Source organism: Sphingopyxis sp. (genome assembly GCF_036261875.1).
Classification (GTDB): domain Bacteria; phylum Pseudomonadota; class Alphaproteobacteria; order Sphingomonadales; family Sphingomonadaceae; genus Sphingopyxis.
Window position 1 is genome coordinate 175184 of sequence record NZ_DATAJZ010000025.1, and the last position, 24417, is coordinate 199600.

At 65.0% G+C, this 24417-nt stretch carries 23 protein-coding genes; 21 read left to right on the forward strand and 2 right to left on the reverse strand.

The features are described from left to right. Positions 1-37 precede the first annotated feature (37 nt). The 18 genes from VHO04_RS12185 to VHO04_RS12270 all read left to right on the forward strand — a co-directional run bounded on the left by VHO04_RS12185 (position 38) and on the right by VHO04_RS12270 (position 17407). Positions 38-1255, forward strand: a complete 1218-nt coding sequence (locus VHO04_RS12185; protein WP_329628637.1) for an NADH-quinone oxidoreductase subunit D — start codon at positions 38-40, stop codon at positions 1253-1255. Between the two features lie 14 nt (positions 1256-1269). Then, positions 1270-1644: a hypothetical protein gene (locus VHO04_RS12190; protein ID WP_329628527.1), complete on the forward strand. Its 375-nt coding sequence runs from the start codon at positions 1270-1272 to the stop codon at positions 1642-1644. After that, a complete protein-coding gene (locus VHO04_RS12195; RefSeq protein ID WP_329628528.1) occupies positions 1644-2312 on the forward strand; it encodes an NAD(P)H-dependent oxidoreductase subunit E in 669 nt (222 codons plus the stop codon). Before VHO04_RS12190 ends, VHO04_RS12195 begins: the two co-directional genes overlap by 1 nt. A 109-nt stretch (positions 2313-2421) precedes the next feature. Beyond that, complete coding sequence (gene nuoF, locus VHO04_RS12200) at positions 2422-3711, forward strand: NADH-quinone oxidoreductase subunit NuoF (protein ID WP_329628529.1); 1290 nt, start codon at positions 2422-2424, stop codon at positions 3709-3711. Continuing rightward, positions 3708-4007: a hypothetical protein gene (locus tag VHO04_RS12205; protein WP_329628530.1), complete on the forward strand. Its 300-nt coding sequence runs from the start codon at positions 3708-3710 to the stop codon at positions 4005-4007. The genes nuoF and VHO04_RS12205 overlap by 4 nt, the downstream gene beginning before the upstream one ends. Beyond that, positions 4004-4336, forward strand: coding sequence for a hypothetical protein (locus VHO04_RS12210; protein ID WP_329628531.1), 333 nt, complete (start codon positions 4004-4006; stop codon positions 4334-4336). Before VHO04_RS12205 ends, VHO04_RS12210 begins: the two co-directional genes overlap by 4 nt. Further along, a complete protein-coding gene (nuoG, locus tag VHO04_RS12215) occupies positions 4329-6365 on the forward strand; it encodes an NADH-quinone oxidoreductase subunit NuoG (protein WP_329628532.1) in 2037 nt (678 codons plus the stop codon). The genes VHO04_RS12210 and nuoG overlap by 8 nt, the downstream gene beginning before the upstream one ends. After that, positions 6362-7405 carry an NADH-quinone oxidoreductase subunit NuoH gene (nuoH, locus tag VHO04_RS12220; RefSeq protein ID WP_329628533.1) on the forward strand — a complete coding sequence of 348 codons (1044 nt, stop codon included), beginning with the start codon at positions 6362-6364 and terminating at the stop codon, positions 7403-7405. The genes nuoG and nuoH overlap by 4 nt, the downstream gene beginning before the upstream one ends. Then, the gene (gene nuoI, locus VHO04_RS12225) at positions 7402-7890 is read left to right on the forward strand and encodes an NADH-quinone oxidoreductase subunit NuoI (protein WP_329628534.1); all 489 of its coding nucleotides are present in this window, start codon (positions 7402-7404) and stop codon (positions 7888-7890) included. The genes nuoH and nuoI overlap by 4 nt, the downstream gene beginning before the upstream one ends. A gap of 168 nt (positions 7891-8058) precedes the next feature. Continuing rightward, the gene (locus VHO04_RS12230) at positions 8059-8670 is read left to right on the forward strand and encodes an NADH-quinone oxidoreductase subunit J (RefSeq protein WP_329628535.1); all 612 of its coding nucleotides are present in this window, start codon (positions 8059-8061) and stop codon (positions 8668-8670) included. After that, positions 8667-8972 carry an NADH-quinone oxidoreductase subunit NuoK gene (nuoK, locus tag VHO04_RS12235; RefSeq protein ID WP_053554267.1) on the forward strand — a complete coding sequence of 102 codons (306 nt, stop codon included), beginning with the start codon at positions 8667-8669 and terminating at the stop codon, positions 8970-8972. Before VHO04_RS12230 ends, nuoK begins: the two co-directional genes overlap by 4 nt. A 4-nt stretch (positions 8973-8976) precedes the next feature. Continuing rightward, positions 8977-11010: an NADH-quinone oxidoreductase subunit L gene (nuoL, locus tag VHO04_RS12240; RefSeq protein ID WP_329628536.1), complete on the forward strand. Its 2034-nt coding sequence runs from the start codon at positions 8977-8979 to the stop codon at positions 11008-11010. Further along, complete coding sequence (locus VHO04_RS12245) at positions 11007-12563, forward strand: NADH-quinone oxidoreductase subunit M (protein WP_329628537.1); 1557 nt, start codon at positions 11007-11009, stop codon at positions 12561-12563. The genes nuoL and VHO04_RS12245 overlap by 4 nt, the downstream gene beginning before the upstream one ends. Continuing rightward, positions 12560-13999 carry an NADH-quinone oxidoreductase subunit NuoN gene (gene nuoN, locus VHO04_RS12250; RefSeq protein ID WP_329628538.1) on the forward strand — a complete coding sequence of 480 codons (1440 nt, stop codon included), beginning with the start codon at positions 12560-12562 and terminating at the stop codon, positions 13997-13999. Before VHO04_RS12245 ends, nuoN begins: the two co-directional genes overlap by 4 nt. Then, entirely contained in the window at positions 13921-14724 is an 804-nt protein-coding gene (locus tag VHO04_RS12255) for a biotin--[acetyl-CoA-carboxylase] ligase (RefSeq protein WP_329628539.1), read from the forward strand. The genes nuoN and VHO04_RS12255 overlap by 79 nt, the downstream gene beginning before the upstream one ends. Before the next feature lie 2 nt (positions 14725-14726). Beyond that, entirely contained in the window at positions 14727-15512 is a 786-nt protein-coding gene (locus VHO04_RS12260; protein WP_329628540.1) for a type III pantothenate kinase, read from the forward strand. Further along, complete coding sequence (locus VHO04_RS12265; protein WP_329628541.1) at positions 15509-17143, forward strand: ribonuclease J; 1635 nt, start codon at positions 15509-15511, stop codon at positions 17141-17143. Before VHO04_RS12260 ends, VHO04_RS12265 begins: the two co-directional genes overlap by 4 nt. Positions 17144-17146: 3 nt before the next feature. Continuing rightward, a complete protein-coding gene (locus VHO04_RS12270; RefSeq protein WP_329628542.1) occupies positions 17147-17407 on the forward strand; it encodes a DUF1467 family protein in 261 nt (86 codons plus the stop codon). A 435-nt stretch (positions 17408-17842) separates the two neighbouring features. Here the strand turns inward: VHO04_RS12270 and VHO04_RS12275 are convergent, their stop codons facing one another. After that, entirely contained in the window at positions 17843-20218 is a 2376-nt protein-coding gene (locus VHO04_RS12275; protein ID WP_329628543.1) for a hypothetical protein, read from the reverse strand. 68 nt (positions 20219-20286) lie between these two features. On the opposite strand from VHO04_RS12275, the gene VHO04_RS12280 reads away from it, so the two are divergent. Beyond that, complete coding sequence (locus VHO04_RS12280; RefSeq protein ID WP_329628544.1) at positions 20287-20583, forward strand: Hpt domain-containing protein; 297 nt, start codon at positions 20287-20289, stop codon at positions 20581-20583. Between the two features lie 168 nt (positions 20584-20751). Then, positions 20752-22035, forward strand: a complete 1284-nt coding sequence (locus VHO04_RS12285) for a tetratricopeptide repeat protein (RefSeq protein WP_329628545.1) — start codon at positions 20752-20754, stop codon at positions 22033-22035. A 73-nt stretch (positions 22036-22108) separates the two neighbouring features. On the opposite strand, the gene VHO04_RS12290 is transcribed toward VHO04_RS12285, so the two are convergent. Next, positions 22109-22582 carry an Lrp/AsnC family transcriptional regulator gene (locus VHO04_RS12290; protein ID WP_297664689.1) on the reverse strand — a complete coding sequence of 158 codons (474 nt, stop codon included), beginning with the start codon at positions 22580-22582 and terminating at the stop codon, positions 22109-22111. A 168-nt stretch (positions 22583-22750) separates the two neighbouring features. Here VHO04_RS12290 and VHO04_RS12295 point away from each other — a divergent pair, with 168 nt between their 5' ends. Continuing rightward, on the forward strand, positions 22751-24370 hold the full coding sequence (locus VHO04_RS12295) for a histidine kinase dimerization/phospho-acceptor domain-containing protein (RefSeq protein ID WP_329628546.1): 1620 nt from the start codon (positions 22751-22753) through the stop codon (positions 24368-24370). Positions 24371-24417 lie beyond the last annotated feature (47 nt).

Genomic DNA, 24417 nt, shown 5'->3' on the forward strand with positions numbered 1-24417 from the left:
AATGGCTTCTGGAGCGGTCAAGCACCACGGCAGCGACATGTTCGAGGGCTATCCGGTCGACACCGCCGACACCGCGGGCGATCAGGTCGTCACCAACTACACGATCAACTTCGGCCCGCAGCATCCGGCGGCGCACGGCGTGCTGCGCATGGTGATGGAGCTCGACGGCGAGATCATCGAGCGCGTCGATCCGCACGTCGGGCTGCTCCACCGCGGCACCGAGAAGCTGATCGAATACAAGACCTATCTGCAGGCGCTGCCCTATTTCGACCGGCTCGACTATTGCTCGCCGCTCGGCATGGAGCACAGCTATGTCCTCGCGATCGAGAAATTGCTCGACCTCGAGGTGCCGGCGCGCGCGCAATATCTGCGCACCCTGTTCGCCGAGCTGACGCGTATCTGCAACCACATGCTCAACATCGGGTCGCACGTCATGGACGTCGGCGCGATGACCCCGAACCTGTGGGTGTTCGAGCTGCGCGAGGATTGCCTCAATTTCTTCGAGCGCGCGAGCGGTGCGCGGATGCACTCGGCATGGTTCCGCCCCGGCGGCGTCCATCAGGACGTCCCCGAAAAGCTGCTCGTCGACATCGGCGAATGGTGTGAGACGCGCCTTCCCAAGCTGTTCGGCGACGCGATGAGCCTCGTCATCGACAACCGCATCTTCAAGCAGCGCAACGTCGATATCGCGACGGTGAGCAAGGAAGACGCGCTGGCGTGGGGCTTCTCCGGCCCGATGATCCGCGGCAGCGGCATCCCGTGGGATATCCGCAAGTCGCAGCCCTATGACGCCTATGCCGCGATGGAGTTCGACATTCCGGTCGGCACGCGCGGCGACTGCTACGACCGCTTCATGGTCCGCGTGCAGGAAGTCTATCAGTCGGCGCGCATCATCAAGCAGTGCCTGCGCGATATGCCGAGCGGCCCGATCGCCAGCCTCGACCGCAAGGTCGTGCCGCCGAAGCGCGGCGAGATGAAGCAGTCGATGGAATCGCTGATCCATCACTTCAAACTCTATACCGAGGGCTTCCACGTCCCGGCAGGTGAGGTTTACGTTGCGACCGAGAGCCCCAAGGGCGAATTCGGCGTCTATCTGGTCAGCGACGGCACCAACAAGCCCTATCGCTGCAAGATCCGCCCGACGGCGTTTTCGCACCTGCAGGCGATGGACATGATGGCGAAGGGCCACATGCTTGCGGATACGACCGCGATCATCGGCGCCATTGATGTGGTGTTCGGGGAGTGTGACCGGTGAGGGCTCCGCTCCTTATGATTTCGGCGCTTTTTGCGGCGCCTCCGCTTCTGGCGAAAGAAAATCAGCAGATAGTTGTCGCAAAACGGTTTGCTACTTCGCTGCTCGCCGGCCAGCCGGTAGAGATTTCCGATTTCGTTTCGCCGCCCAATGCGAATGACTTTGCCGCACTGTCGGTAGTGTCCGAATGTCGTCTCCTCAATGTCGGCTACCCGGCGGTACAGGATCCCAAACGGCCGAACATTTTTGTCGAAGTTCGCGATCACGTGTCTGTCAGGCTGGACTGCCCGCATACACCGGGAGATACGCCTGCCGGTCTCTCTCTCCTGTTCGAAAACGATAAAATTAAAAGTATCGAAACACACAATCTTGACTTGATAGGGCGGGATTAATGGCTGACGCACCCCAAATCCCCGACGAAGCCGAAGTCCGCGCGCGCTGGGGCGCTTTCGCGTGGACTCCCGAGAATGCCGAAAAGGCGAAGACCGTCATCGCGCGCTACCCCGCCGGGCGCCAGCGTTCGGCGGTGATGCCTTTGCTCGACCTCGCGCAGCGGCAGGTCGGCGCCGAGACGAACACGCAGGGCTGGCTGCCGGTGCCGGTGATCGAATATGTCGCGGCCGCGCTCGATATGCCGTTCATCCGCGCCTATGAAGTCGCGACCTTCTACACGATGTACAATCTCGCGCCGGTCGGCCGTTATCATGTGCAGGTGTGCGGGACGACGCCGTGCCTGCTGCGCGGGTCGGACGATGTTATGGCCGCGTGCAAGAACCGCGGCATGGTGAAGGGCAAGACCACCCCCGACGGCCTGTTCACGCTGACCGAGGTCGAGTGCATGGGCACCTGCACCAATGCGCCGATGGTCCAGATCAACGACGATAACTACGAAGACCTCGATTACGACAGCACGGTCCGCCTGCTCGACGATCTCGCCGCGGGCAAACAGCCGAAGGTGGGCACCCAGAACCCCAAGCGTCACACGAGCGAGCCCGAAGGCGGCCCGACGACGCTGGTGGAGATGGTCAAAGCCAACCATGACTATCGGAAGGACTGGTAATGGCGGTCTGGATCGCATTGGGTTCCGCCTTCATGGGCGTCGCCGTCGTTTTTATCGCCGTCTTTGCTGCACGTCAGGGCAGCAAAGAGAAGGGTGAGTGAGGCCAGCCATGCTTGCTGACAAAGACCGCATTTTTACCAACCTTTACGGGTTCCAGCCGTGGAACCTGAAAGCCGCGCAGGCGCGCGGCGATTGGGACAAGACGAAAGACCTGATGAAGCGCGGCCAGGACGCGATCATCGAAGAGGTCAAGGCATCGGGTCTGCGCGGCCGCGGCGGCGCGGGCTTTCCGACCGGCCTCAAATGGTCCTTCATGCCGAAGGAGCCGCGCGCCGACCGCCCGAGCTTCCTCGTCATCAACGCCGACGAATCCGAGCCGGGGTCGTGCAAGGACCGCGAGATCATCCGCCACGATCCGCACAAGCTGATCGAGGGCGCGCTGATCGCGGGCTATGCGATGCGCGCGCGCGCCGCCTATATCTACATTCGCGGCGAGTTCATCCGCGAGGCCGAAACGCTCTTCGCGGCGGTGCAGGAAGCCTATGACGCCGGCCTGCTCGGCAAGAACGCCGCGAAGTCGGGTTATGACTTCGACGTCTTCGTCCACCGCGGCGCCGGCGCCTATATCTGCGGCGAAGAAACCGCGATGATCGAAAGCCTTGAGGGCAAGAAAGGCCAGCCGCGCCTGAAACCCCCGTTCCCGGCGGGTGCGGGCCTCTATGGCTGCCCGACGACGGTGAACAATGTCGAAAGCATCGCGGTCGTCCCGACGATCCTGCGCCGCGGCGCGTCGTGGTTTTCGAGCTTCGGACGCGAGAACAACAAGGGCACCAAGCTCTTCCAGATTTCGGGCCATGTCGAGCGCCCGTGCGTCGTCGAGGAAGAGATGGGCATCCCGTTCCGCGACCTGATCGAGAAGCATTGCGGCGGCATTCGCGGTGGCTGGGACAATCTGCTGGCGGTCATCCCCGGCGGCTCGTCGGTGCCGCTCGTCCCCGCGGCCGAGATCATGGACGCGCCGATGGATTTCGACGGGCTGAAGGCGCTCGGCTCGGGCCTCGGCACCGCCGCTGCGATCGTCATGGACAAGTCGACCGACGTCGTTCAGGCGATCAGCCGCATCAGCTATTTCTACAAGCATGAAAGCTGCGGCCAGTGCACGCCGTGCCGCGAGGGCACCGGCTGGATGTGGCGCGTGATGGAACGGCTGCGCACCGGCGACGCCGACATCAGCGAGATCGACACGCTGTTCGACGTGACCAAGCAGGTCGAAGGCCACACCATCTGCGCGCTCGGCGACGCGGCGGCATGGCCGATCCAGGGCCTCATCCGCCACTTCCGCCCCGAACTCGAACGCCGCATCTGTGAGAATGGCGGTGCTCTGGAGGCGGCGGAATGACGATGCCTACCAGCAAGCTCGCTACTTTATTCTATACGCTCGCGATCGCGCATCTGCTCTTTGTGGCTTACGGCGCGGTGCAAGCTTATGGCGCCGATCCTCGCGGCGACGCGCGCTTTGACTATTTCCAGTTCACGTTTCCGAGCGTGATTTACACGCTGATGAGCCCTGCATTTTGCGTGCTCGCCGGCCTGCTTGCGCAGACGGTGAAAAATGCCAGCGATTTTATGGCGGAACAGGTCGAGCGGCGAGACTTCGAACAGGCTGCGGACAACGCGGGACGGATCGGCTCATGAGCAAGGCATCCGTTCTTGGCATCGCTCTGATCGTCCTCGCCGTCACCGCGATGGCATTGTTGATGGCCTTCCAGCAAATCCATTTCTGGCAGCTTTCGGCTTTGCAGGCTTCCGGGGCGGAGCATGATCCGATGTTCGGGCCGTCGCTGGATGAGTTGGTCGAAATGGCAGCGTTCGGCGCTTTTCCAAACAATATTCCCGGAATCTTGAAGTTGCTGACCCTTCTGTCTGGCGTAGCATTGATCGTCTCGACGCAGAATCAGCTGCGCGCGATGAAAAAAATCCTCGAAAACTCGACCTCCAAATCAAAGGGGCATGCTGGTGCCTAAAGTAACTGTAGATGGCGTAGAACTCGACGTTCCGCAGGGCGCGACCGTTCTGCAGGCGTGCGAGCTGGCGGGGAAGGAAATCCCGCGCTTCTGCTACCATGAGCGTCTGTCGATCGCCGGCAATTGCCGCATGTGCCTCGTCGAGGTCGCACCGGGGCCGCCGAAGCCGCAGGCGTCGTGCGCGCTGCCCGCCGCCGAAGGCCAGATCATCAAGACCGACAGCCCGATGGTGAAGAAGGCGCGCGAAGGAGTGATGGAGTTCCTGCTCATCAACCACCCGCTCGACTGCCCGATCTGTGATCAGGGCGGCGAATGCGACCTGCAGGACCAGTCGGTCGCCTATGGCCGCGGCGCCTCGCGCTATGACGAGAACAAGCGCGCGGTGACCGAGAAATATATGGGGCCGATCGTCAAGACGGTGATGACGCGCTGCATCCAGTGCACGCGCTGCGTCCGGTTTGCCGAGGAAGTCGCCGGGGTCGAGGATATCGGCGCGATCTATCGCGGCGAGAATATGCAGATCACCTCCTACCTCGAACGTGCGGTGGCGAGCGAGCTTTCGGGCAATGTCGTCGACCTGTGCCCGGTCGGCGCACTCACCTCGAAGCCCTATGCGTTCGAGGCGCGGCCGTGGGAGCTGACCAAGACGCTCGGCATCGACATGAGCGACGCAGTCGGCACCAACGTCCGCATCGACAGCCGCGGGCGCCAGGTGCTGCGCGTGCTGCCGCGCGTCAACGATGATGTGAACGAGGAATGGGCGAGCGACAAGACGCGCCACCATGTCGACGGCCTGATCCGCCGCCGTCTCGACCGACCTTATATCCGCAAGGACGGCCAGCTCGTCGAAGCGAGCTGGGCCGAGGCGTTCGACGCAATCAGGGCCGCGAAGGCGGGGTCGTCGGTCGCGGCGATCGCGGGCGACATGGCCGATTGCGAAACGATGTTCGCTGCGAAGGCGCTGGTGACGGCGCTCGGCGGCAATCTGTTCGAGGGGCGCCAGACCGGGCTCGACTATGACGTCACCAGCCTGTCGGCGGTGAATTTCAACACCGGGATTGCCGAGGCCGAGAATGCCGACGTGATCCTGCTCGTCGGCACGAACCTGCGCTGGGAAGCGCCGCTGATCAACACGCGCGTCCGCAAGGCGGCGTGGAAGAAGGGCGCGAAGGTCTTCGGCATCGGGCCCGAGATCGACCAGACCTATAAGGTCGAATGGCTCGGCGACGATGCCTCGCTGGTCGCGAAGCTGCCGGCGCATGTCACCGACGCGCTCAAGGGCGCCGAGCGGCCGATGCTGATCTTCGGCGGCGGCGCGCTATCGGTGCCGGGCGTGCATGGCGCGGCGCTGGCGCTCGCCAAGTCGGTGAACGCGGTCAAGGACGCCGCTTCGACAAGCTCAGGACAGGGCTGGAACGGCTTCAACGTCGTCCATTTCTCGGCCGCGCGCATGGGCGCGCTGATGCTCGGCTATTCGCAGCCGGGCGGGATCAAGGACGTGATCGCGGCGAAGCCGAAGCTCGCTTTCTTCCTCGGCGCCGACGAGGTCGATTTCGCGGCGTTCACAGGAACGCTGAAGGTCTATGTCGGCCACCATGGCGACAAGGGCGCGCACGCCGCCGACGTCATTCTGCCCGCGGCGGCGTGGACCGAGAAGGATTTCACCACGGTCAACACCGAGGGCCGCGTCCAGCGTAGCGAGAAGGCGGTGTTCGCGCCGGGCGACGCGCGCGAGGACTGGAGTATCTTCCGCGCGCTTGCCGATGCGCTGGGCGTGTCGGTCGGCTTCGACAGCTTTGCCGAGTGCCGCGCGGCGATGGTCGCGGCGGTTCCGGCGCTGGGCGCGGAAGGGCTCGCCGACTATGGCTGGTCGGTTCCGAAGCTGCCCGCGAAGCCCGAGGCGCGTGCGATCCCGTCGCCGATCAAGGATTTCTATCTGACCAACGCCATCTGCCGCGCGTCGCCGACGATGCAGCGCTGTTCGGACGAACTGCTCCACGGCGGAGATTATGCGGAGGCGGCGGAATGACCGAGTTTTTCCAATCTCTCGGCATGTCCTACGAATGGGCGTGGGGCGTCGCGACGATCTGCGGCATCCTGTTGATCGCTCTGCCGCTGATGCTCGCGGTCGCGATGATCATTTATGCCGACCGCAAGATCTGGGCGGCGATGGCGCTGCGGCGCGGGCCGAACGTCGTCGGGCCCTTCGGTCTGCTCCAGAGCTTCGCCGACGGGCTGAAAGTGTTCCTGCAGGAAACGATCATCCCGTCGAGCGCGAACCGCGGCCTGTTCCTGATCGCGCCGATCATCACCTTCACGGTGGCGCTGATGGCGTGGGCGGTGATCCCGTTCAATTCGGGCGCGGTGCTCGCCGACATCAATGTCGGGCTGCTCTATATCCTCGCGATCAGCTCGCTCGGCGTTTATGGCGTCATCCTGTCGGGCTGGTCGTCGAACTCGAAATATCCCTTCTTTTCCGCGATGCGCGCCTCGGCGCAGATGATCAGCTATGAAGTCTCGATCGGCTTCATCCTGATCGGCGTCGTGCTGTTCGCCGACAGCTTCAACCTCAATGAGATCGTCAAGGCGCAGCAGGGGCATGGGCTCGGGCTGATCAACGCCTTCGGCTTCAACCTGCTGCTCTTCCCGCTCGCGGTGCTGTTCTTCATCTCGTCGCTGGCCGAGACTGCGCGCACGCCGTTCGATTTGACCGAGGCCGAAAGCGAGCTCGTCGCGGGCTATCAGACCGAATATTCGTCGATGAGCTTCGCGCTCTTCTGGCTCGGCGAATATGCCAACGTGCTGCTAATGTGCACGCTCAACGCGGTGCTTTTCTGGGGCGGCTGGCTGCCCCCGCTCGACTGGGCGCCGCTCTATGTCGTCCCCGGCATCATCTGGTTGTTCGCGAAGATACTCTTCTTCTTCTTCGCCTTTAGCTGGGTGAAGGCGACCGTCCCGCGCTATCGCTACGACCAGCTCATGCGGCTGGGTTGGAAGGTGTTCCTGCCGATCTCGCTGCTCTGGATATTCCTGATCTCCGGCTATCTGATGCTGACGAGGTATTCATGAGTAACATCGCCCATCTCATCAGAACCTTCACCTTGTGGGAGTTTGTGCAGGCCCATTGGCTGACGCTCAAATATTTCTTCAAGCCGAAGGCGACGATCAACTATCCGTTCGAGAAGAACCCGCTGTCGCCGCGTTTTCGCGGTGAACATGCGCTGCGTCGCTATCCGAACGGCGAGGAGCGCTGCATCGCGTGCAAGCTGTGCGAAGCGGTGTGCCCGGCGCAGGCGATCACGATCGAGGCCGAACCGCGCGATGACGGCTCACGCCGCACGACGCGCTACGACATCGACATGACCAAGTGCATCTATTGTGGCTTTTGTCAGGAGGCCTGCCCCGTCGATGCGATCGTCGAGGGGCCGAACTTCGAATTCGCGACCGAAACGCGCGAGGAGCTGCTCTATGACAAGGCGAAGCTGCTCGCCAATGGCGATAAATGGGAGCGCGCGATCGCGGCGAATCTTGCCGCCGACGCGCCCTATCGATAAGGGCGCGCGGATGATCGATTCAGCCATGAATATCCTCCCCGGAACGGGGAGGGGGACCACCCGAAGGGTGGTGGAGGGGCACGCGGTGTCGAACGCGGTGGATGCGGGCTTGTGCCCCTCCACCATGCTTCGCATGGTCCCCCTCCCCATGCTGGGGAGGATCGAAGCATGATTCAGCTCATCGCCTTTTACCTTTTCGCGGCCATCACCATCGCCTCCGCGGCGATGGTCATTTTCGCGCGCAATCCGGTCCACAGCGTCATGTGGCTGATCCTCGCCTTCTTCAACGCGGCGGGGCTGATGCTGCTCGCGGGGGCCGAGTTCATCGCGATGCTGCTCGTCATCGTCTATGTCGGCGCGGTCGCGGTGCTGTTCCTGTTCGTGGTGATGATGCTCGACATCGATTTCGCCGAGCTGCGTGCCGGTTTCGTCCGCTATCTGCCGCTCGGCGCGCTCGTCGCGATCATCCTCGCCGCCGAACTCGTCTTCGCGGTCGGGGCGTGGCAGGCGGGCGGGGTCGACCTGGCCGCGCGCGCGGCGCCTGCCGTCGCCGACACCAGCAACATCCAGCAGATCGGCGAACTTCTTTACACGCGCTACAACTTCCTGTTCGAGGCGGCGGGCATCGTCCTGCTCGTCGCGATGATCGGCGCGATCGCGCTGACGCATCGGCAACGTGGGGGCGTGCGCAGCCAGAATATCTCGGCGCAGAACCGGCGCCGTCCGCAGGACGCGACGCGCCTCGTCGATCCGGGCGTCGGGCAGGGGATGGAATTGTGATTTCGGTCGGCCATTATCTCGCCGTTTCGGCGGTGCTGTTCACGCTCGGCGTGCTCGGCATCTTCATCAACCGCAAGAATATCATCGTCATCCTGATGGCGATCGAGCTGATCCTGCTCGCGGTAAACATCAACCTCGTCGCGTTCAGCGCCGCGCTCGGCGATCTCGTAGGGCAGGTGTTCGCGATGTTCGTGCTGACGGTGGCCGCGGGCGAAGCGGCGATCGGTCTCGCCATTCTCGTCATTTATTTCCGCGGCCGCGGCACCATTGCCGTCGACGATGCCAACCGGATGAAGGGGTAAGCCGGTGATTCAGGCGATCGTTTTCCTGCCGCTGCTCGCGGCGATCGTCGCTGGCCTCGGCCAGCGCGTCATCGGCAATGCGCCGTCGAAGATCATCACCACGGGCGCGCTGTTCCTGAGCTGCGCGCTGAGCTGGCCGATCTTCCTGTCGTTCGTCGCGGGAACGGGCGAAGCGGGCGTGACGCCGGTGCTCCACTGGGTTTCATCGGGCGCGCTCCAGTTCAACTGGGAACTGCGCGTCGACACGCTGACCGCGGTGATGCTCGTCGTCATCACGACGGTGTCGGCGCTCGTCCACCTCTATAGCTGGGGCTATATGAGCGAGGACCCGGATCAGCCGCGCTTCTTCGCTTATCTGTCGCTCTTCACCTTCGCGATGCTGATGCTCGTGACCGCGAACAATCTGGTCCAGATGTTCTTCGGCTGGGAAGGCGTCGGCCTCGCATCCTATCTGCTCATCGGTTTCTGGTACAAGAAGCCGAGCGCCAATGCCGCCGCGATCAAGGCGTTCGTCGTCAACCGCGTCGGCGACCTCGGCTTCATGCTCGGCATTTTCGGCACCTTCCTGGTGTTCGGCACCGTCTCGATCCCCGAGATCCTGGCCGCCGCACCGGGCATGGCGGGGTCGACGATCGGCTTCCTCGGCCACCGCTTCGACACGATGACCGTGCTTTGCCTGCTGCTGTTCATCGGCGCGATGGGCAAGTCGGCGCAGCTTGGGCTGCACACCTGGCTGCCCGACGCGATGGAGGGCCCGACCCCGGTGTCGGCGCTGATCCACGCCGCGACGATGGTCACCGCGGGCGTCTTCATGGTCTGCCGCCTGTCGCCGATGTTCGAGGCCGCGCCGGTCGCGGCGGGCGTCGTGACCTTCGTCGGCGCAGCGACCTGCTTCTTCGCCGCGACGGTCGGCACGACGCAATGGGACATCAAGCGCGTCATCGCCTATTCGACCTGTTCGCAGCTTGGCTACATGTTCTTCGCGGCGGGTGTCGGCGCCTATGGTGCGGCGATGTTCCACCTTTTCACGCACGCCTTCTTCAAGGCGCTGCTGTTCCTCGGCGCAGGTTCGGTGATCCATGCGATGCACCATGAGCAGGACATGCGCTATTATGGCGCTCTCCGTAAGCACATTCCGCTCACTTACTGGGCGATGATGGCGGGGACGCTGGCGATCACCGGCGTCGGCATCGCGGGCGTCGCGGGTTTTGCGGGCTTCTATTCGAAGGACGGCATCCTCGAGGCGGCCTATGCCGCGGGTGGTGGCGGTCAGGTCGCTTTCTGGGTCGGCACCTTCGCGGCGCTGCTCACCAGCTTCTATTCGTGGCGCCTCGTCTTCCTGACCTTCCACGGCAAGCCGCGCTGGGACCAGAGCGAGCATATCCAGCACGCGGTGCATGACGATCATGAGCATAGTCATGACGACCACGCCCACGCGCATCATCACGACGCGCACGGTGACGGCACCGCGGGCTATCATCCGCACGAAAGCCCGCTCTCGATGCTGATCCCGCTCGGCGTCTTGTCGCTCGGCGCGGTGTTCGCGGGCTTCGTCTTCCACTACCAGTTCATCGATCCCGAGGGCGGGCTCGCCTTCTGGAAGGGCAGCCTCTTCTTCGACGAGCATCTGATGCACGCGGCGCATCAGGTGCCGACCTGGATCAAGTGGATGCCGTTCACCGCGATGGCGATCGGTCTGGTGATTGCGTGGAACAATTACATCCGCGACACCAGCCTGCCGGCGAAGTTCGTGGCGCAGTTCAGGCTGCTGCACCAGTTCCTGTACAACAAATGGTATTTCGACGAGCTCTACAACGTCCTGTTCGTGAAGCCCGCCTTCGCGATCGGCCGCTTCTTCTGGAAGCGCGGGGATGAAGGCACCATCGACCGCTTCGGTCCTGATGGCGTCGCGGCGCTCGTCCAGGGGGGCACGCGGCTCGCGGTCCGGCTGCAATCGGGTTATGTTTATGGATATGCGTTCGTGATGCTGCTCGGTCTCGTCGGCCTCGCCAGCTGGGCCATGGTGAAATTCCTGTGAGCGGCCTTCCCATCCTGTCGCTGATGCTGGCGATCCCCGCGATCGCCGCCATCGCCTGTCTGTTCGTCGAGGCGAAGCCCGCGCGCATGATCGCGCTCGGCGCGACGCTCGTCGATTTCGCACTCGGCATCATGCTGTGGGCGAATTTCGACATCGGCGGCGCGCAATGGCAGTTCGTCGAACGCGCCGACCTGTTCGGCCGTTTCCAGTGGGCGCTTGGCGTCGACGGCGTCGCCATGATGCTGATCGTGCTCAGCACCTTCCTGATGCCGCTCTGCATCCTCGCGAGCTGGGAATCGATCAAGCAGCGCGTCGGCCTCTACATGGCGATGTTCCTCGTCATGGAAGTCATCATGATCGGCGTCTTCGCGGCGCAGGATCTGCTGCTCTTCTACATCTTCTTCGAGGGCGTGCTGATCCCGATGTATCTGATCATCGGCATCTGGGGCGGCCAGAACCGCATCTATGCGGCGTTCAAATTCTTTCTCTACACGCTGCTCGGGTCGGTGCTGATGCTCGTCGCGATGATCGCGATGATCCGCGAGGCGGGGACGACCGAGATTCCGGTCCTGTTGAACTATAATTTCCCGCCGGAGATGCAGACCTGGCTGTGGCTCGCCTTCTTCGCGAGCATGGCGGTCAAGATGCCGATGTGGCCGGTCCACACCTGGCTTCCCGATGCGCACGTTCAGGCGCCGACCGCGGGCTCGATGATCCTGGCGGGCGTGCTGCTGAAGATGGGGTCTTACGGCTTCCTGCGCTTCATGATGCCGATGTTCCCCGACGCCTCGGCTCAGTTCATGTGGCTCGTCTTCGCGCTGTCGATGGTCGCGGTCGTTTATACCAGCCTCGTCGCGCTGGTGCAGAGCGACATGAAGAAGCTGATCGCTTATTCGTCGGTCGCGCATATGGCGATCGTCACCGCTGGCCTCTATGCCTTTAACCAGCAGGGGATCGAGGGCGCGCTGATCATCATGCTCAGCCATGGCGTCGTCTCGGCCGCGCTCTTCTTCTGCGTCGGCGTGATCTATGACCGGCTGCACACGCGCGAAATCAGCCGCTACGGCGGACTTGCGGTGAACATGCCGGCCTATGCGCTGTTCTTCATGCTGTTCACCATGGCGTCGATCGGCCTGCCGGGCACCAGCGGCTTCGTCGGCGAATTCCTGAGCCTCGCCGGCATCTATGAAGCGTCGAGCTGGGCGGCGTTCGTCTGCACCACCGGCATCATCCTCGGTGCCGCTTACATGCTCTATCTCTATCGCCGCGTCGTGTTCGGCGAATTGACCAAGGACGATGTGAAGGCCATGCCCGACCTCAATCCCCGCGAATGGGCGATCTTCGTGCCGCTCGCCGCGGTCGCGGTGTGGATGGGCGTCTATCCCGAAAGCTTTCTCGCGCCGATGCGCGGCGACGTGACCACGGTGGTCGCGCGGCTCGCCCCGGCGAAGCCCGCGGGCGACGCGCATCTTGCCGCGGGCAAGCCCAAGGCGGCCGCTCCGGCGCACGGAAACGCCAAAGGCGAAGCGCATCATGCGGGAGGCGTCCAATGACCGCCGATCTCGCACTCGTCTGGCCCGAGCTGATCCTGACGATCGGCGGGCTGATCACGCTGATGCTCGGCGCCTTCGCGGGCGATCGGCAGGTCGGGCTCTATCAGCTCGCGGCGCTGCTGACGCTCGCCGCCGCCGCGGTCGCGGTCGCGGCGCTGTTCGGCACCCAGGCTTCGGTCTTTTCGGGCACGCTCGCGGTCGACGGCTTCGGCGGGTTCGCCAAGCTGCTCATCTATGCCGCGAGCTTCGTCTGCATCGCGATCGCGCCGCGCTATTTCGGCGACGCGATGCGCGCCGAATATTCGGCGCTGATCGTCTTCGCGGCGCTCGGCATGGGTATCATGGCCTCGTCGCGCGACCTGATGACGCTCTATGTCGGGCTCGAGCTCAACAGCCTTGCCTCCTATGTGCTCGCCAGCTTCATGCGGGGTGATGATCGGTCGAGCGAGGCGGGGCTCAAATATTTCGTCCTCGGCGCGCTCGCCTCGGGCATTCTCCTGTTCGGCATTTCGCTGCTCTACGGCTTTTCGGGCACGACCGATTTCGCCGGGGTTGCCACCGCGATGGCGGGCGGAGTCAATATCGGCCTGCTGTTCGGCATCGTCTTCGTCGTCGCGGGGCTGGCGTTCAAGATCAGCGCGGTGCCGTTCCATATGTGGACCCCCGACGTCTATGAAGGCGCGCCGACCCCGGTGACGACCTTCTTCGCCAGCGCGCCCAAGGTCGCGGCGATGATGCTGCTGACGCGCGTCCTGATCGACGCGATGGGGCCGGCGGGACCGGCGCTCGCGGCGTGGCAGCAGATCATCATCTTCCTGTCGCTCGCCTCGATCATCCTCGGCGCGGTCGGCGCGATCGGGCAGAAGAATATCAAGCGCCTGCTTGCCTATTCGTCGATCAACAACGTCGGCTTCATGCTGATCGGCCTCGCCGCGGGAACGCAGCAGGGGGTCGAGGCAGTGCTGACCTATCTGCTCGTCTATGTCGTCACGACGATCGGCGCCTTCCTGTTCGTCATGCAGCTCCGCGATGCTGATGGGCGGATGGTCGAGAGCATTCCCGCCTATGCCGGCCTGTCGAAGCGCCAGCCGGGGCTCGCCGCGGCGATGGCGGTGTTCCTGTTCAGCCTTGCCGCCATCCCGCCGCTGTTCGGTTTCTGGCCGAAGTATCTGGTGTTCGAGGCCGCGGTAAACGCCGGGCTTGTGCCGCTGGCGGTCGCCGGGGTCGTCGTATCGGTGATCGGCGCCTTCTATTATATCGCGATCATCAAGACGATGTACTTCGACGAGGAGCCCGAGACGGTGATCCGCAATGGCGGATCGCGGGTCGAGGGGGCGGTGATCGGCGTCAGCGCGCTGTGGCTGTCGGTGATCGGCTATCTCTTCATCCCGATGCTAGCGGCGACCGCGGCGAGCGCCGCTTCGGTGCTGTTCTGATCCCGCCGATCGAGCGGATCGCGCAGACAGGTTCGACCAACGCCGACCTGCTGGCGCGGCTGGCGGGCGGCGAGCATGTCGGCGAGGGGCACTGGCTCGTCGCCGACCGCCAGACCGCCGGGCGCGGGCGGCTCGGGCGGCCGTGGGGCGACGGGCAGGGCAATTTCATGGGCTCGACCGTCGTTCACTTGACCGCGGGCGATCCGTCGCCCGCGACGCTAGCGCTGGTCGTCGCGGTCGCGCTGGCGAAGGTGGTGACGATCTTCGCGCCCTCGGTTCCGCTTCAGCTCAAATGGCCGAACGACCTGCTCGTCGATGGCGCGAAATGTTCGGGCATATTGCTCGAACGCAGCGGCAATGCCGTGGTGATCGGGATCGGGGTCAACCTCGCCTCGGCGCCCGAGCTGCCCGATCGCGCAACCTTTTCCTTTGCTGGGGCCGGTATCGCGATCGACCGCGACCGCTTCGCCGAGGCGCTGGCGGTCGCGCTGCTCGATGCGCTGTGGAGCTGGCGGCAGGAGGGTGTCGAAAGCATCGTGCGCGCCTGGCTGCCGCTTGGGCATCCGGTCGGGACGCCGCTCCGCGTGGCCGAACAGGGCATCGACGGCACCTTCGACGGGCTCGCGCCCGACGGCGCGCTGCGCTTGCGCCGCGCCGACGGGGAGGTCATGCTGATCCACGCGGGCGACGTCGAGCTGCGCCGTCCGGTCGAAAAGGGGGAATAGCCGTGCTGCTCGCGATCGATGTCGGCAACACCAACGCCAAATTCGCGCTGTTCCGGGAAACCGAACTGCTCGCGCGCTGGCGCATCGCGACCGACGACCGCCGGACCGCCGACGAATATATGGTCTGGCTCGATCAGCTCATGCGCATCGAGGGGCACGACCGTGACGAGGTCGATGCCGTCATCATCTCGACCGTGGTGCCGCGCGCGCTGCACAATCTGCAACTGCTGGCGCACAAATATTTCGGCGTCGACGCGCTCGTCGCCGGGCGCGAGCCGGTGAGCTGGGGCATCGCGCTCAAGGTCGACGAGCCGCAGTCGGTCGGTGCCGACCGTGCGGTCAACGCGATTTCGGCGCAGGCGGTCGCGCCGGGCCAGGACAAGCTCGTCATCAGCTTCGGCACCGCGACGACGCTCGACCATATCGGGCCCGAGGGCGCCTATCTGGGCGGCATCATCGCGCCGGGGGTCAATCTCTCGCTCGAAGCGCTCGTCGCCGCTGCGGCCAAGCTACCGCGTATTGCGATCGAAGCGCCGCCGACGCCCAGCGTCATCGGCCGCACCACCGAAAGCCAGATGCTGATCGGCGTCTATTGGGGCTATGTGGCGATGATGGAGGGCTTGATCGCGCGGATGAAGGCCGAAATCGCCAAACCGCTGACCGTGATCGCGACCGGCGGCCTCGCGACCCTGTTTCAGGAGCAAGCGCATCTGTTCGATCGTATCGAGCCCGACCTGACGCTGAACGGGCTGATGCACCTCTATCATCAAAGGAATATGAGCGCATGACCACCCCCGGCAAGGAGCTGCTTTTCCTCGCGCTCGGCGGATCGGGTGAGATCGGCATGAACGCCAATCTCTATGGCTGCGACGGCAAATGGATCATGCTCGACCTGGGCGTGACCTTCGGCAGCGCCGATTATCCGGGCATCGACATCGTCATGCCCGACCTCGAGTTCATCGAGGACCGCAAGAAGGACCTGCTCGGCATCGTGCTCACTCATGGGCACGAGGATCATATCGGCGCTATCCCCTATCTCGCCGCCGACCTTGGCGTGCCGCTCTACGCCAACCGCTTCACTGCGGGGCTGATCGCGCACAAGCTCGCCGAAGAGGGGCTGGAGAAAGAGGTCGAGATCCGGGTCGTCGACATCGACGCGCAGTTCCAGATCGGCCCCTTCGGCATCCGCCTCGTTCCGCTTGCGCATTCGATCCTGGAGATGAGCGCGGCGGTGATCGACACGCCCTATGGCCGCATCTTTCACACCGGCGACTGGAAACTCGACGAGGAGCCGATCCTCGGCGCGCCCGCGACCGCGGCGGCGCTGACCGCGGTCGGCGACGAGGGCGTCGACGTCCTCGTCTGTGATTCGACCAACGCCTTCAACGCCGAGGCGTCGGGGAGCGAAGGCAGCGTCCGCGACGGGCTGATGCACGCGGTCGGCGCGGCGAAGGGCAGGGTGGTCGTCACCACCTTCGCCTCCAACGCCGCGCGGCTCGCAACCTTGGGCGCGGTAGCGAAGGCGACGGGGCGCACCCTGTGCGTTGCCGGGCGTTCGCTCGACCGTATCCTCGGCGTCGCGCGGTCGGTCGGATATCTCAAGGATTTTCCACCGACGGTCGATTTCGACGAGGCGATGCGGCTGCCCCGCGACAAGCTGATGGTCATCGCGACCGGCGGGCAGGGCGAACCGCGCGCCGCGCTCGCGCGCATGGCGGGCGACGTCCACCAGATCAAGCTCGAGGCGGGCGATACCGTCGTCTTCTCCTCGAAGCAGATTCCGGGGAACGAGGTCGCGATCGGGCGGATCATGAACCAGCTCGCCGCGAAGGACGTGCTGACCGTCACCGAGAAGCAGGCGCATATCCACGTCAGCGGCCATCCGGGCCAGCCCGAGCTCGCCGCGCTCTACGGCTGGCTGCGGCCGAAGCTGATCGTGCCGGTGCACGGCGAAATCCGCCACATGCACGAACAGGCGCGCTTCGCGCTCGAAAAGGGCGTGCCCGACGCGCTGGTGCAGGAAAACGGCGATCTCGTCCGCCTCGCGCCCGGCCCGGCGCGGATCGTCGAGCGGGTGCGGTCGGGGCGGCTGCTCCTCGACGGCGACGTGATCCTTCCCGCCGATGGCGAGACGATCAACGAGCGGCGCAAGCTGGCGCTGAACGGGCAGATTTCGGTCGCGGTGGTGCTGTCGGGCGGCAAGTTCGTCGAGAGCGCCATCCATTATCGCGGCGTGCCCGTCGAGGACGACCGTGAGACCTTCATCGAGGAATTGAACGAAGCGGCCGAACAGGCCGCGACCGGAAAAGCGCGCGACCGCGACGCACTCAAGGAAGCGATCCGCCTCGGCGTCCGCCGCGTTGCGACCGACTGGACCGGCAAGAAGCCGATCACCGACGTGCTGATTATGGATATCTGAGCGATGAAATGGACCTCGGCCCTCGCGATCTACACGCTCTTCTGGGCGTTCAGCGCCTTCTTCGTGCTGCCCTTCCACGGCCGCCGGACGGAAGACGATGCGGTGCCGCTGGTCAAAGGGCAGGAACCGGGCGCCCCCGCGCGTTTTCGTCCAGGGCGCATCCTGCTGCAGATGACGGTCGTCGCGACGATCGGCTTCGTGATCTTTTATATCGGTTATTTGCAGGGCTGGGCCGATCCCGATGTGCTGAGCGGGCGGGCCTGATCCGGGGGGCCGGCCGACGCAAGGATCGCGTGACAGTTCCAAAGTTCAGGAAAGTTCAGCCTATTGGATCGCCCCGATAGGGGCTCCGCGGCACATGGCACGCCTCGCCGTGGCCGTGCCGCAAGCTGGACCGCGACCGCCTTTATCCACTAATGAAGGAGCCGGACGAAAGCTCGCACAGCCGGATAATGTAGGAAAGGCCTATTTGAAGGCGATGCCTGCTTTGGGGTTGGAGCGGCCGTCGCTGATCCTCCCCGGCACGGGGAGGGGGACCATGCGAAGCATGGTGGAGGGGCGCCCTCGATTTACGCTTCGGTCGAGACAAGGCGCGCCGTGACGCACCTGCCCCTCCACCATCTTCGGTGGTCCCCCTCCCCGTGCCGGGGAGGATATCTTGTCCGCAATCGGTCGAAACCCGCCATTGCGGAAACCCGATCAGTTCCGCAGCCGGTCGATCGCCTGCGCCAGCGCGACATAGAGCTTGCCGATGTCCGACGACAGCAGGGTGACGCTGATCGCCGAGCCGTCGCGCGCGCCGATCAGCAGGCGCAGCATCGCTTCGAAATCGTGGATGAACTGGTTCACCGACGCGTGGAAGCCGTCGTCATTCTGATAGAGGCGCAGGATTTCCTTGGCCTCGCTATTCTCGACCAGCTTGACCGCGCGGCGCGAGAAGACGCCGCGATCGCCCTTCAGATAGGCGTCCCACGCGGTGTCGCTGACCTCGCTCGACAGGATTTTGGTCATGTCGATCGCGGTCGATTTGAGCGCTTCGGTCAGCACCCCGACCTGCTTCGCGAGCGAATCGCGGTCCGATGCGGCGATCGCCTGTTCGGCCTCGATCGCGCGCTGCTCGACGCTGGCGCTGGTGTCCATGATGGTGATGAGCTGGCGCATCAGCCGGTCGGCGGCGCCGTTCGCGGCCTCGACCGCGCGCTGCGAGGCGTCCTCGATCGCGGTGAGCTGCGCCATGATCTCCGACTTGAAGGCGGCGTCGATCGCTTCGCTCGCGGTCGCCTGCATCGCCTCGCGCGCGCCGGCGACGAGATTCTCCAGCGTCCGGCGCGCTTCCTCGGCCGCCGCATCGGCGGTCGTGCGGACCTCGCCGAGTGTGGCGATCATCCGCGCGCCGCCCTGTTCGGCGAAGTCGTCGGCGCCGCTGCGCAGCCGCGCGAGCGCGGCATCGGCCTCGGCGAGCGATGCGTTGACGCGATCGGCGAGCGCCTGCTGGCTTTCGGCGTGCGCCGCCATCTTGTCTTCGCTCGCCTGCAAGGTCGATTTGACCGCGCTGACGTGCGACAGCGCCGACTGCGCCACCAGTTCCGACGCTTCGAGCATCGGTTTGAGCTCGGCGAGCGTCGTCTGCGTCGTCTTGCCGTGCGAGGCCATGCGATCGAGCGAGCGCGGGAGCGTTTCGTCGAGTTCGCGCGTCACCGCGTCGAGCGCGAGCAGCAGTGATTCGGCCTGGGTGATGAGCTGGTGCGCCGAGCCGTTGCCGGTCTGCACTTCCGCCATGAAGGCGGCGAGCTGGTCCTTGGTGCCGTCGATCGCGCGGCCGATCACGCCGGTGCTCGCCGAAACGCTGACGTCGAGAAGCTCGAGCTGCTGGCCGACGTCGGCGACATGCGTCTTGATCCGCGCGGCGAGCGCTTCGCTCGCTTCGCCATGCGCGGCCAGATCCGCCCCGATCGCCTCGCCCGCGGCGCGGGCGGCGGCGAGGCGCGCATCGAGCTGGGTCGCGGCGGTATCGACGCCGTCGCGGAATTGGCGCCAGCTATCGTCCATTCGGGCGGTCACCGTGGCGATCGTCGATTGGAGATCGTCGCGCGCGGTCGCGGCCGCCTGTGTCATGCGGGCGAAGGCGACGTCATGGGCTTCGGTGACGTGCGCGGACGCCTCGACCAGTCCCGCTTCGGCATCCTTCGCCTGCTGCTGCAACGCGCCGATCGCCTCGTGCAGGCTGGCGGCCGATGCCGCACCGGCATCCCTGGCCTTGACGGCCTCCTCGGACAGCGCGGCGAGCCGGGCTTCGAGATTCGCGCCCTGCTGGTGCGCGACCAGTCCCGCCTCGCGGAAATTGACCGCGAGCCGCTGCGCGACATCGTCGATTCGCGGTAGCCCGGCGAGCAGCCCGTCCATCCGCTGCATCGCGACATCGCCCGACCGCGCGAGCTGGTCGTGCGCATTGGCGATGACCGACGCATTGGTTGCGAGCTTGTCGCTGCTTTCGGTGAGCCGGGTCACCGTATCGAGACCGAGTTGCTGAACGCTGCGCGCCTGTTCGGCGAGTTGCCGCTGCGCGTCGGCGAGATGTGCCGCCAGCGCGCGCATCGAATCGTTGAGCGCGTGATTTTCGTCGCGAAGCGCCTTGGCCGCGCGTGCGAACCGCGCCTGTTCGGATCGGCCCGAGCGCAGCAGCGCCATCCACAGCACCGCGAGCAGAGTCAGCGGCATCGCGACCGTCGCGACGAGCGCGGGCCAGTCGGTCAGCGCGGGTGCACGCGAAAAACCAGCCGTCGCGGCGGCGAGTGCGAAGATCGTCCAGCCCAGCCCGACGCCTATCAGCAGGATGGGAGCGGCGCGGTCGCGGAAGGCCGCGGGCGTTTCCGCCGCGCCGGAACCGTCATCCTCTTCGGTTTCGGCGAGCGCCGACATATCGAGCCAATCCCGCTCCACGGATGCGGCGGCTTCGGGCTCAGGCGCGGATTCGGGCGCCGCGACGTCTGCCGGGGCAGCTTCGTCCGCACCGTTCGATTCCGGCTTTGCCGCGGCATCCCGCCACAATCCGACGATCTTCTTTTCCCCCGTCATCCCGCCATCTTAGCATCAAATGCCGGCCATGGAACGGAAACTTAACCACGATCTGCCAAGGCTGTGGAATGTCGTTCGATAGCGGACCCCTCGATCGGTACATCAGCGCGGCGGTTGGCGACGATCCGGCCGCGGCGCATGAGTTGCGCGCAAGCTTCGTTTCGGGCGCGCGCGAGCTTGCCGACCTGATGCGCCGGTCGCGCTGCGACGCGAACTGGCATGCCGCCGCCGAACGCTTGAAAAGCCTGGCCGCGACATTCGGCATCATCCCGTTGATTCAGCTTGCCGAAGCGGCGATGGACGGCGTGCCGGGCGATCCGGCCGTCCTGCGCGATATCAACGCGGCGATCGAGAGCATCGCATAAGCGCGCCTGCATCGGCGGGTTCAATTCCGGTTCAGCCGCCCGCCGCCAATGGAAATATCGATCCCGGCCGTCTTGCCTTGGCAACGCTACGGGTCTAGCCGCGTTCTGAACTGCGGCTGGCCCCCGCTTGTCTTAAGGCAAGTCGGCCGTTTCTGAGGAGAGATTTTGATGTTCACCCGTTTCCGCCCGATGTCCGCAACGGCGATGGCGGCTATTCTCGGCTGCTCGATGATGGCGATGACCGCCCCCGCGGCGGCGAAGGAAAAGCCGAAGAAGGAAGAGGCGGCGAAGGGGCCGTCGCTCAGCCCGAGCAAGGCCTTCGAGCCCGCCGGCAAGAAGATGCAAGATGCCGCCAAGAAGAAGGATGCGGCGGCGCTCCAGGCGGCGGTGACCGAAGGACAGAGCGTTGCGAGCAGCAACGACGACAAATATTTCTTGGGCTTCTACACGCTGCAACTCGGCATCCTGAACAAGGACGAGGCGCTGCAGGAGCAGGGGCTCGACACGGCGCTCGATTCGGGTTTCGTCCCCGCCGCGGACGCGGGCCTCTATAATTTCTATTCGGGCCGTTTCGCTTATGTGAAGAAGGATTATCCGAAGGCGATCAAGCGTTTCGAAGCGGCCAAGGCTGCTGGATCGGCGGAGGAAGCGCTGCCGACCCTGCTGATGGACAGCTATTTGAACGCCGGTCAGGTCGATCAGGGGCTTGCCATCGCGAAAGCCGGGATCGAAGCGGCCCATGCCGCGGGTCGGCCCGCGCCCGAAGACCTCTATGTCCGCCCCGCCAAGGCGCTTCAGGCCGCGAAGCGGACCGATGATCTGCTCGACATTTTGACGCTGCGCGTGCGCGATTATCCGCAGCCGGAAATCTGGCGCAACACGCTCTACATCCTGCTCCAGCAGGTCGGCGGCGACAAGGACCTGAACCTCGACATCCTGCGCCTGATGCGCGCCACGGGCGCGATGACTGACCGCGGCGAGTATCTGGAATATACGGCGCTCGCCACCGACGCCGGCTTTCCGGGCGAAGTCGTTGCGGTGATCAACGAGGGCCTGGCCAAGAATGTGTTCCCAAAGACCGACGCGCGCTTTGGTCCGCTCCTCGCGTCGCAGACCGAGCGCGCCAACGCCGATCGGGCGGGGCTGATCGCCGACGCGGGCAAGCCGGGGCTGACCTCCAATCCCAAGGTTGCGCGCAGCACCGCCGACGCGCTTGTCGGTATCGGTGAGGTCGCGAAGGCGATTCCGATTTATGAAGCGATCGCGGCGACCGATCCGGTTGCGCAATATCGCCTGGGCGTCGCGCAGGCGCTGGCCGGTCAGGCGGATGCGGCGACCGCAAGCTTCGCCAAGGTGCAGGGAAACCGGGCGCGCCTTGCCAAGCTGTGGACCGTTCATGCCCAGCCCAAGGCGGCTCCCGCGGCACCGGCCGCTCCCGCCCCCGCCAACTGATCGCGCGGTCCTTTAACGAAAAGGGCGCCTTTCCATGGAAAGGCGCCCTTTTTTCTGCCCGATCGTATCGCGGTCAGGTTTCGACGGGAATCCCCGAAAGCTGCTTGGCGGTGCGGATCGTCAGCGAGGTCTTCACGCTCGTGACATTGGGCGCCGAAGTCAGGTGCGCGGTCAGGAAGGACTGGAAGCTTTGCAGGTCGCGCGCGACGACCTTGAGCAGGAAGTCGATCTCACCATTCAGCATATAGCATTCGCGCACTTCGGGAAGCTGGCCGACATAATCCTCGAAGGATTTGAGGTCGGACTCGGCCTGGCTACGCAGGCTCACCATCGCAAAGACGGTGATGCCATAGCCGAGCTTCGCGGCGTCGAGGTCGGCGTGATAGGAGCGGATGACGCCCGACTCCTCCAGCGCGCGCACCCGGCGCAGGCAGGGCGGCGCCGTCAGCCCGACCATCTGGGCCAGCTCGACATTGGTCATCCGCCCGTTTTTCTGCAGCTCGGCGAGTATCTGCAAGTCGATCTGATCGAATTTCTGGCTTGCCATCATTGAAACATCCGCTTTCTAAAACTGCGGTGACCATAATATTATTTCAGCCGATTGCAATTGTCCCACAATGTGACGCGGATGGTTAAGGCACTTTCATGACCGGGTGATTCACGCTAGCCGCTAAGCATACGCTAACCAACGAACAGGGTGTGGGACCGGCTTCGCGTGACTGCTGACTCGATGATCGCGACCATCTTGCGCCAGGCGCCGGGCGATCCGCGTGCGCGCATCGCGGCGTGGCGCCAAATCTCCGATATTCTCGCGCAGCGCGGTAATCAACTATCCGATGAGGATGTCCGGCGCGCCTTTCATGCGCTTGCCATATTGCGGCCGCAGGTTCCCGAAAAGATACGCCGTGATTGCGCCGCGGCGATCGCGCGTCACGGCCGCTTCGCGCCGCTCGTCGCTTTCTATGCCAATGACGTGCCCGCGGTGTCGGCGGCGATGCTCCAGCGCGCGCGGCTGACGGGGGCCGACTGGCTTGCGCTGCTTCCCGCCACCGCCGCGACCGCGCGCTCGATTCTCGCCGGGCGCGACGATCTGCCCGGCGATGTCCGGCGCGCGCTCGAAAGTCTGGGCGCGGGGTCGGTCGCGCTGCCGCAGCCGGCTTCGGCGGCCGTCGAGTCGCGGGCCGACGAGCCGTTGACGGCTGCGGACAGCGCGCCGAGCCAGATCAGCGAACTCGTCCGCCGTATCGACCGTTTCCAGTCGGCGCGGGCGCAACCCGCGGCGCGCAAGGCCAGCACCGGCTTCCTGTTCGAGGCGGGCCCCGACGGGCTGATTCGCTGGGTCGACGGGATCACGCGCGGCGCAGCGATCGGCCTGTCGATCGCCGAATCCGCCCTCGGCGGGGAGCCGGGTGCCGATGGCGCGGCGGCGGGCGCCTTTCGCCAGCGCGCGGAAATCGTCAACGCCCGCATGGTTCTCGAAGGTGCGGCGACCGACGCCGGTGAGTGGCGCTTTTCAGCCGTACCCTGGTTCGATTCGGCAACGGGGCAGTTCCGCGGCTATCGCGGCAGTGCGCGCCGTCCACAGCCGAGCGAAATGCCTTATGGACGTCCGGCGGCCGAGGAATCGGGCGATTCCATCCGCCAGCTGATTCACGAGCTGCGCAGCCCGCTCAACGCGATTTCGGGGTTCGCCCAGATCATCTCGGGCCAGATGTTCGGGCCGGTCAGCGCTTCCTATCGCGCGATGGCGGAAGCGATCGTCGCGGACGCGGCTGCGATCCAGGCGATCATCGAGGATCTCGACACCGCGACCCGTGCCACCGGGCCGCAGGTGCCGCTGCCGCCGGGCGAGACGGCCGACCTTGGCGTTGTAATGACGCAGGTCGAGATGGATTTGGGTGCGATCCTTGCCGATCAGCAGGTCGGCCTCAGCATCTCGCGGGTCGGCGGGCCGTTCGTCGCGCAGGTCGGCGACGCCAATTCGCGGCGCATGATCGGGCGGCTGCTGACCGCGCTCGTCGATATTTCGGAACCCGGATCGGTGCTGACCGGGCAACTCGTGGTCGAAGCGGCGCAGGACGATACGCTGCAATTGCGCGTCGTCCGTCCGCTCGCGATCCGTTTCGCGACCGCCGCCGACCTGCTCGACCCCGGGTTCAGCCCCGAAGGCGAAGCCCCCGGCGCGGCGATTCTGAGCCTCGGCTTTTCGTTGCGCCTCGTCGACAGCCTCGCGCGCGGGGCAGGGGGACATCTCGATATCGGGCATAACGCCTTGACCTTGCATCTGCCCTCGGCCAACCCAAGGACCGAGCTCGGCGTTCAGCAGGGCGAATAGCCCGCGGGACGGGCTTGGGGGTAGCCCGCGTGCGGGCTTCAGGGGCG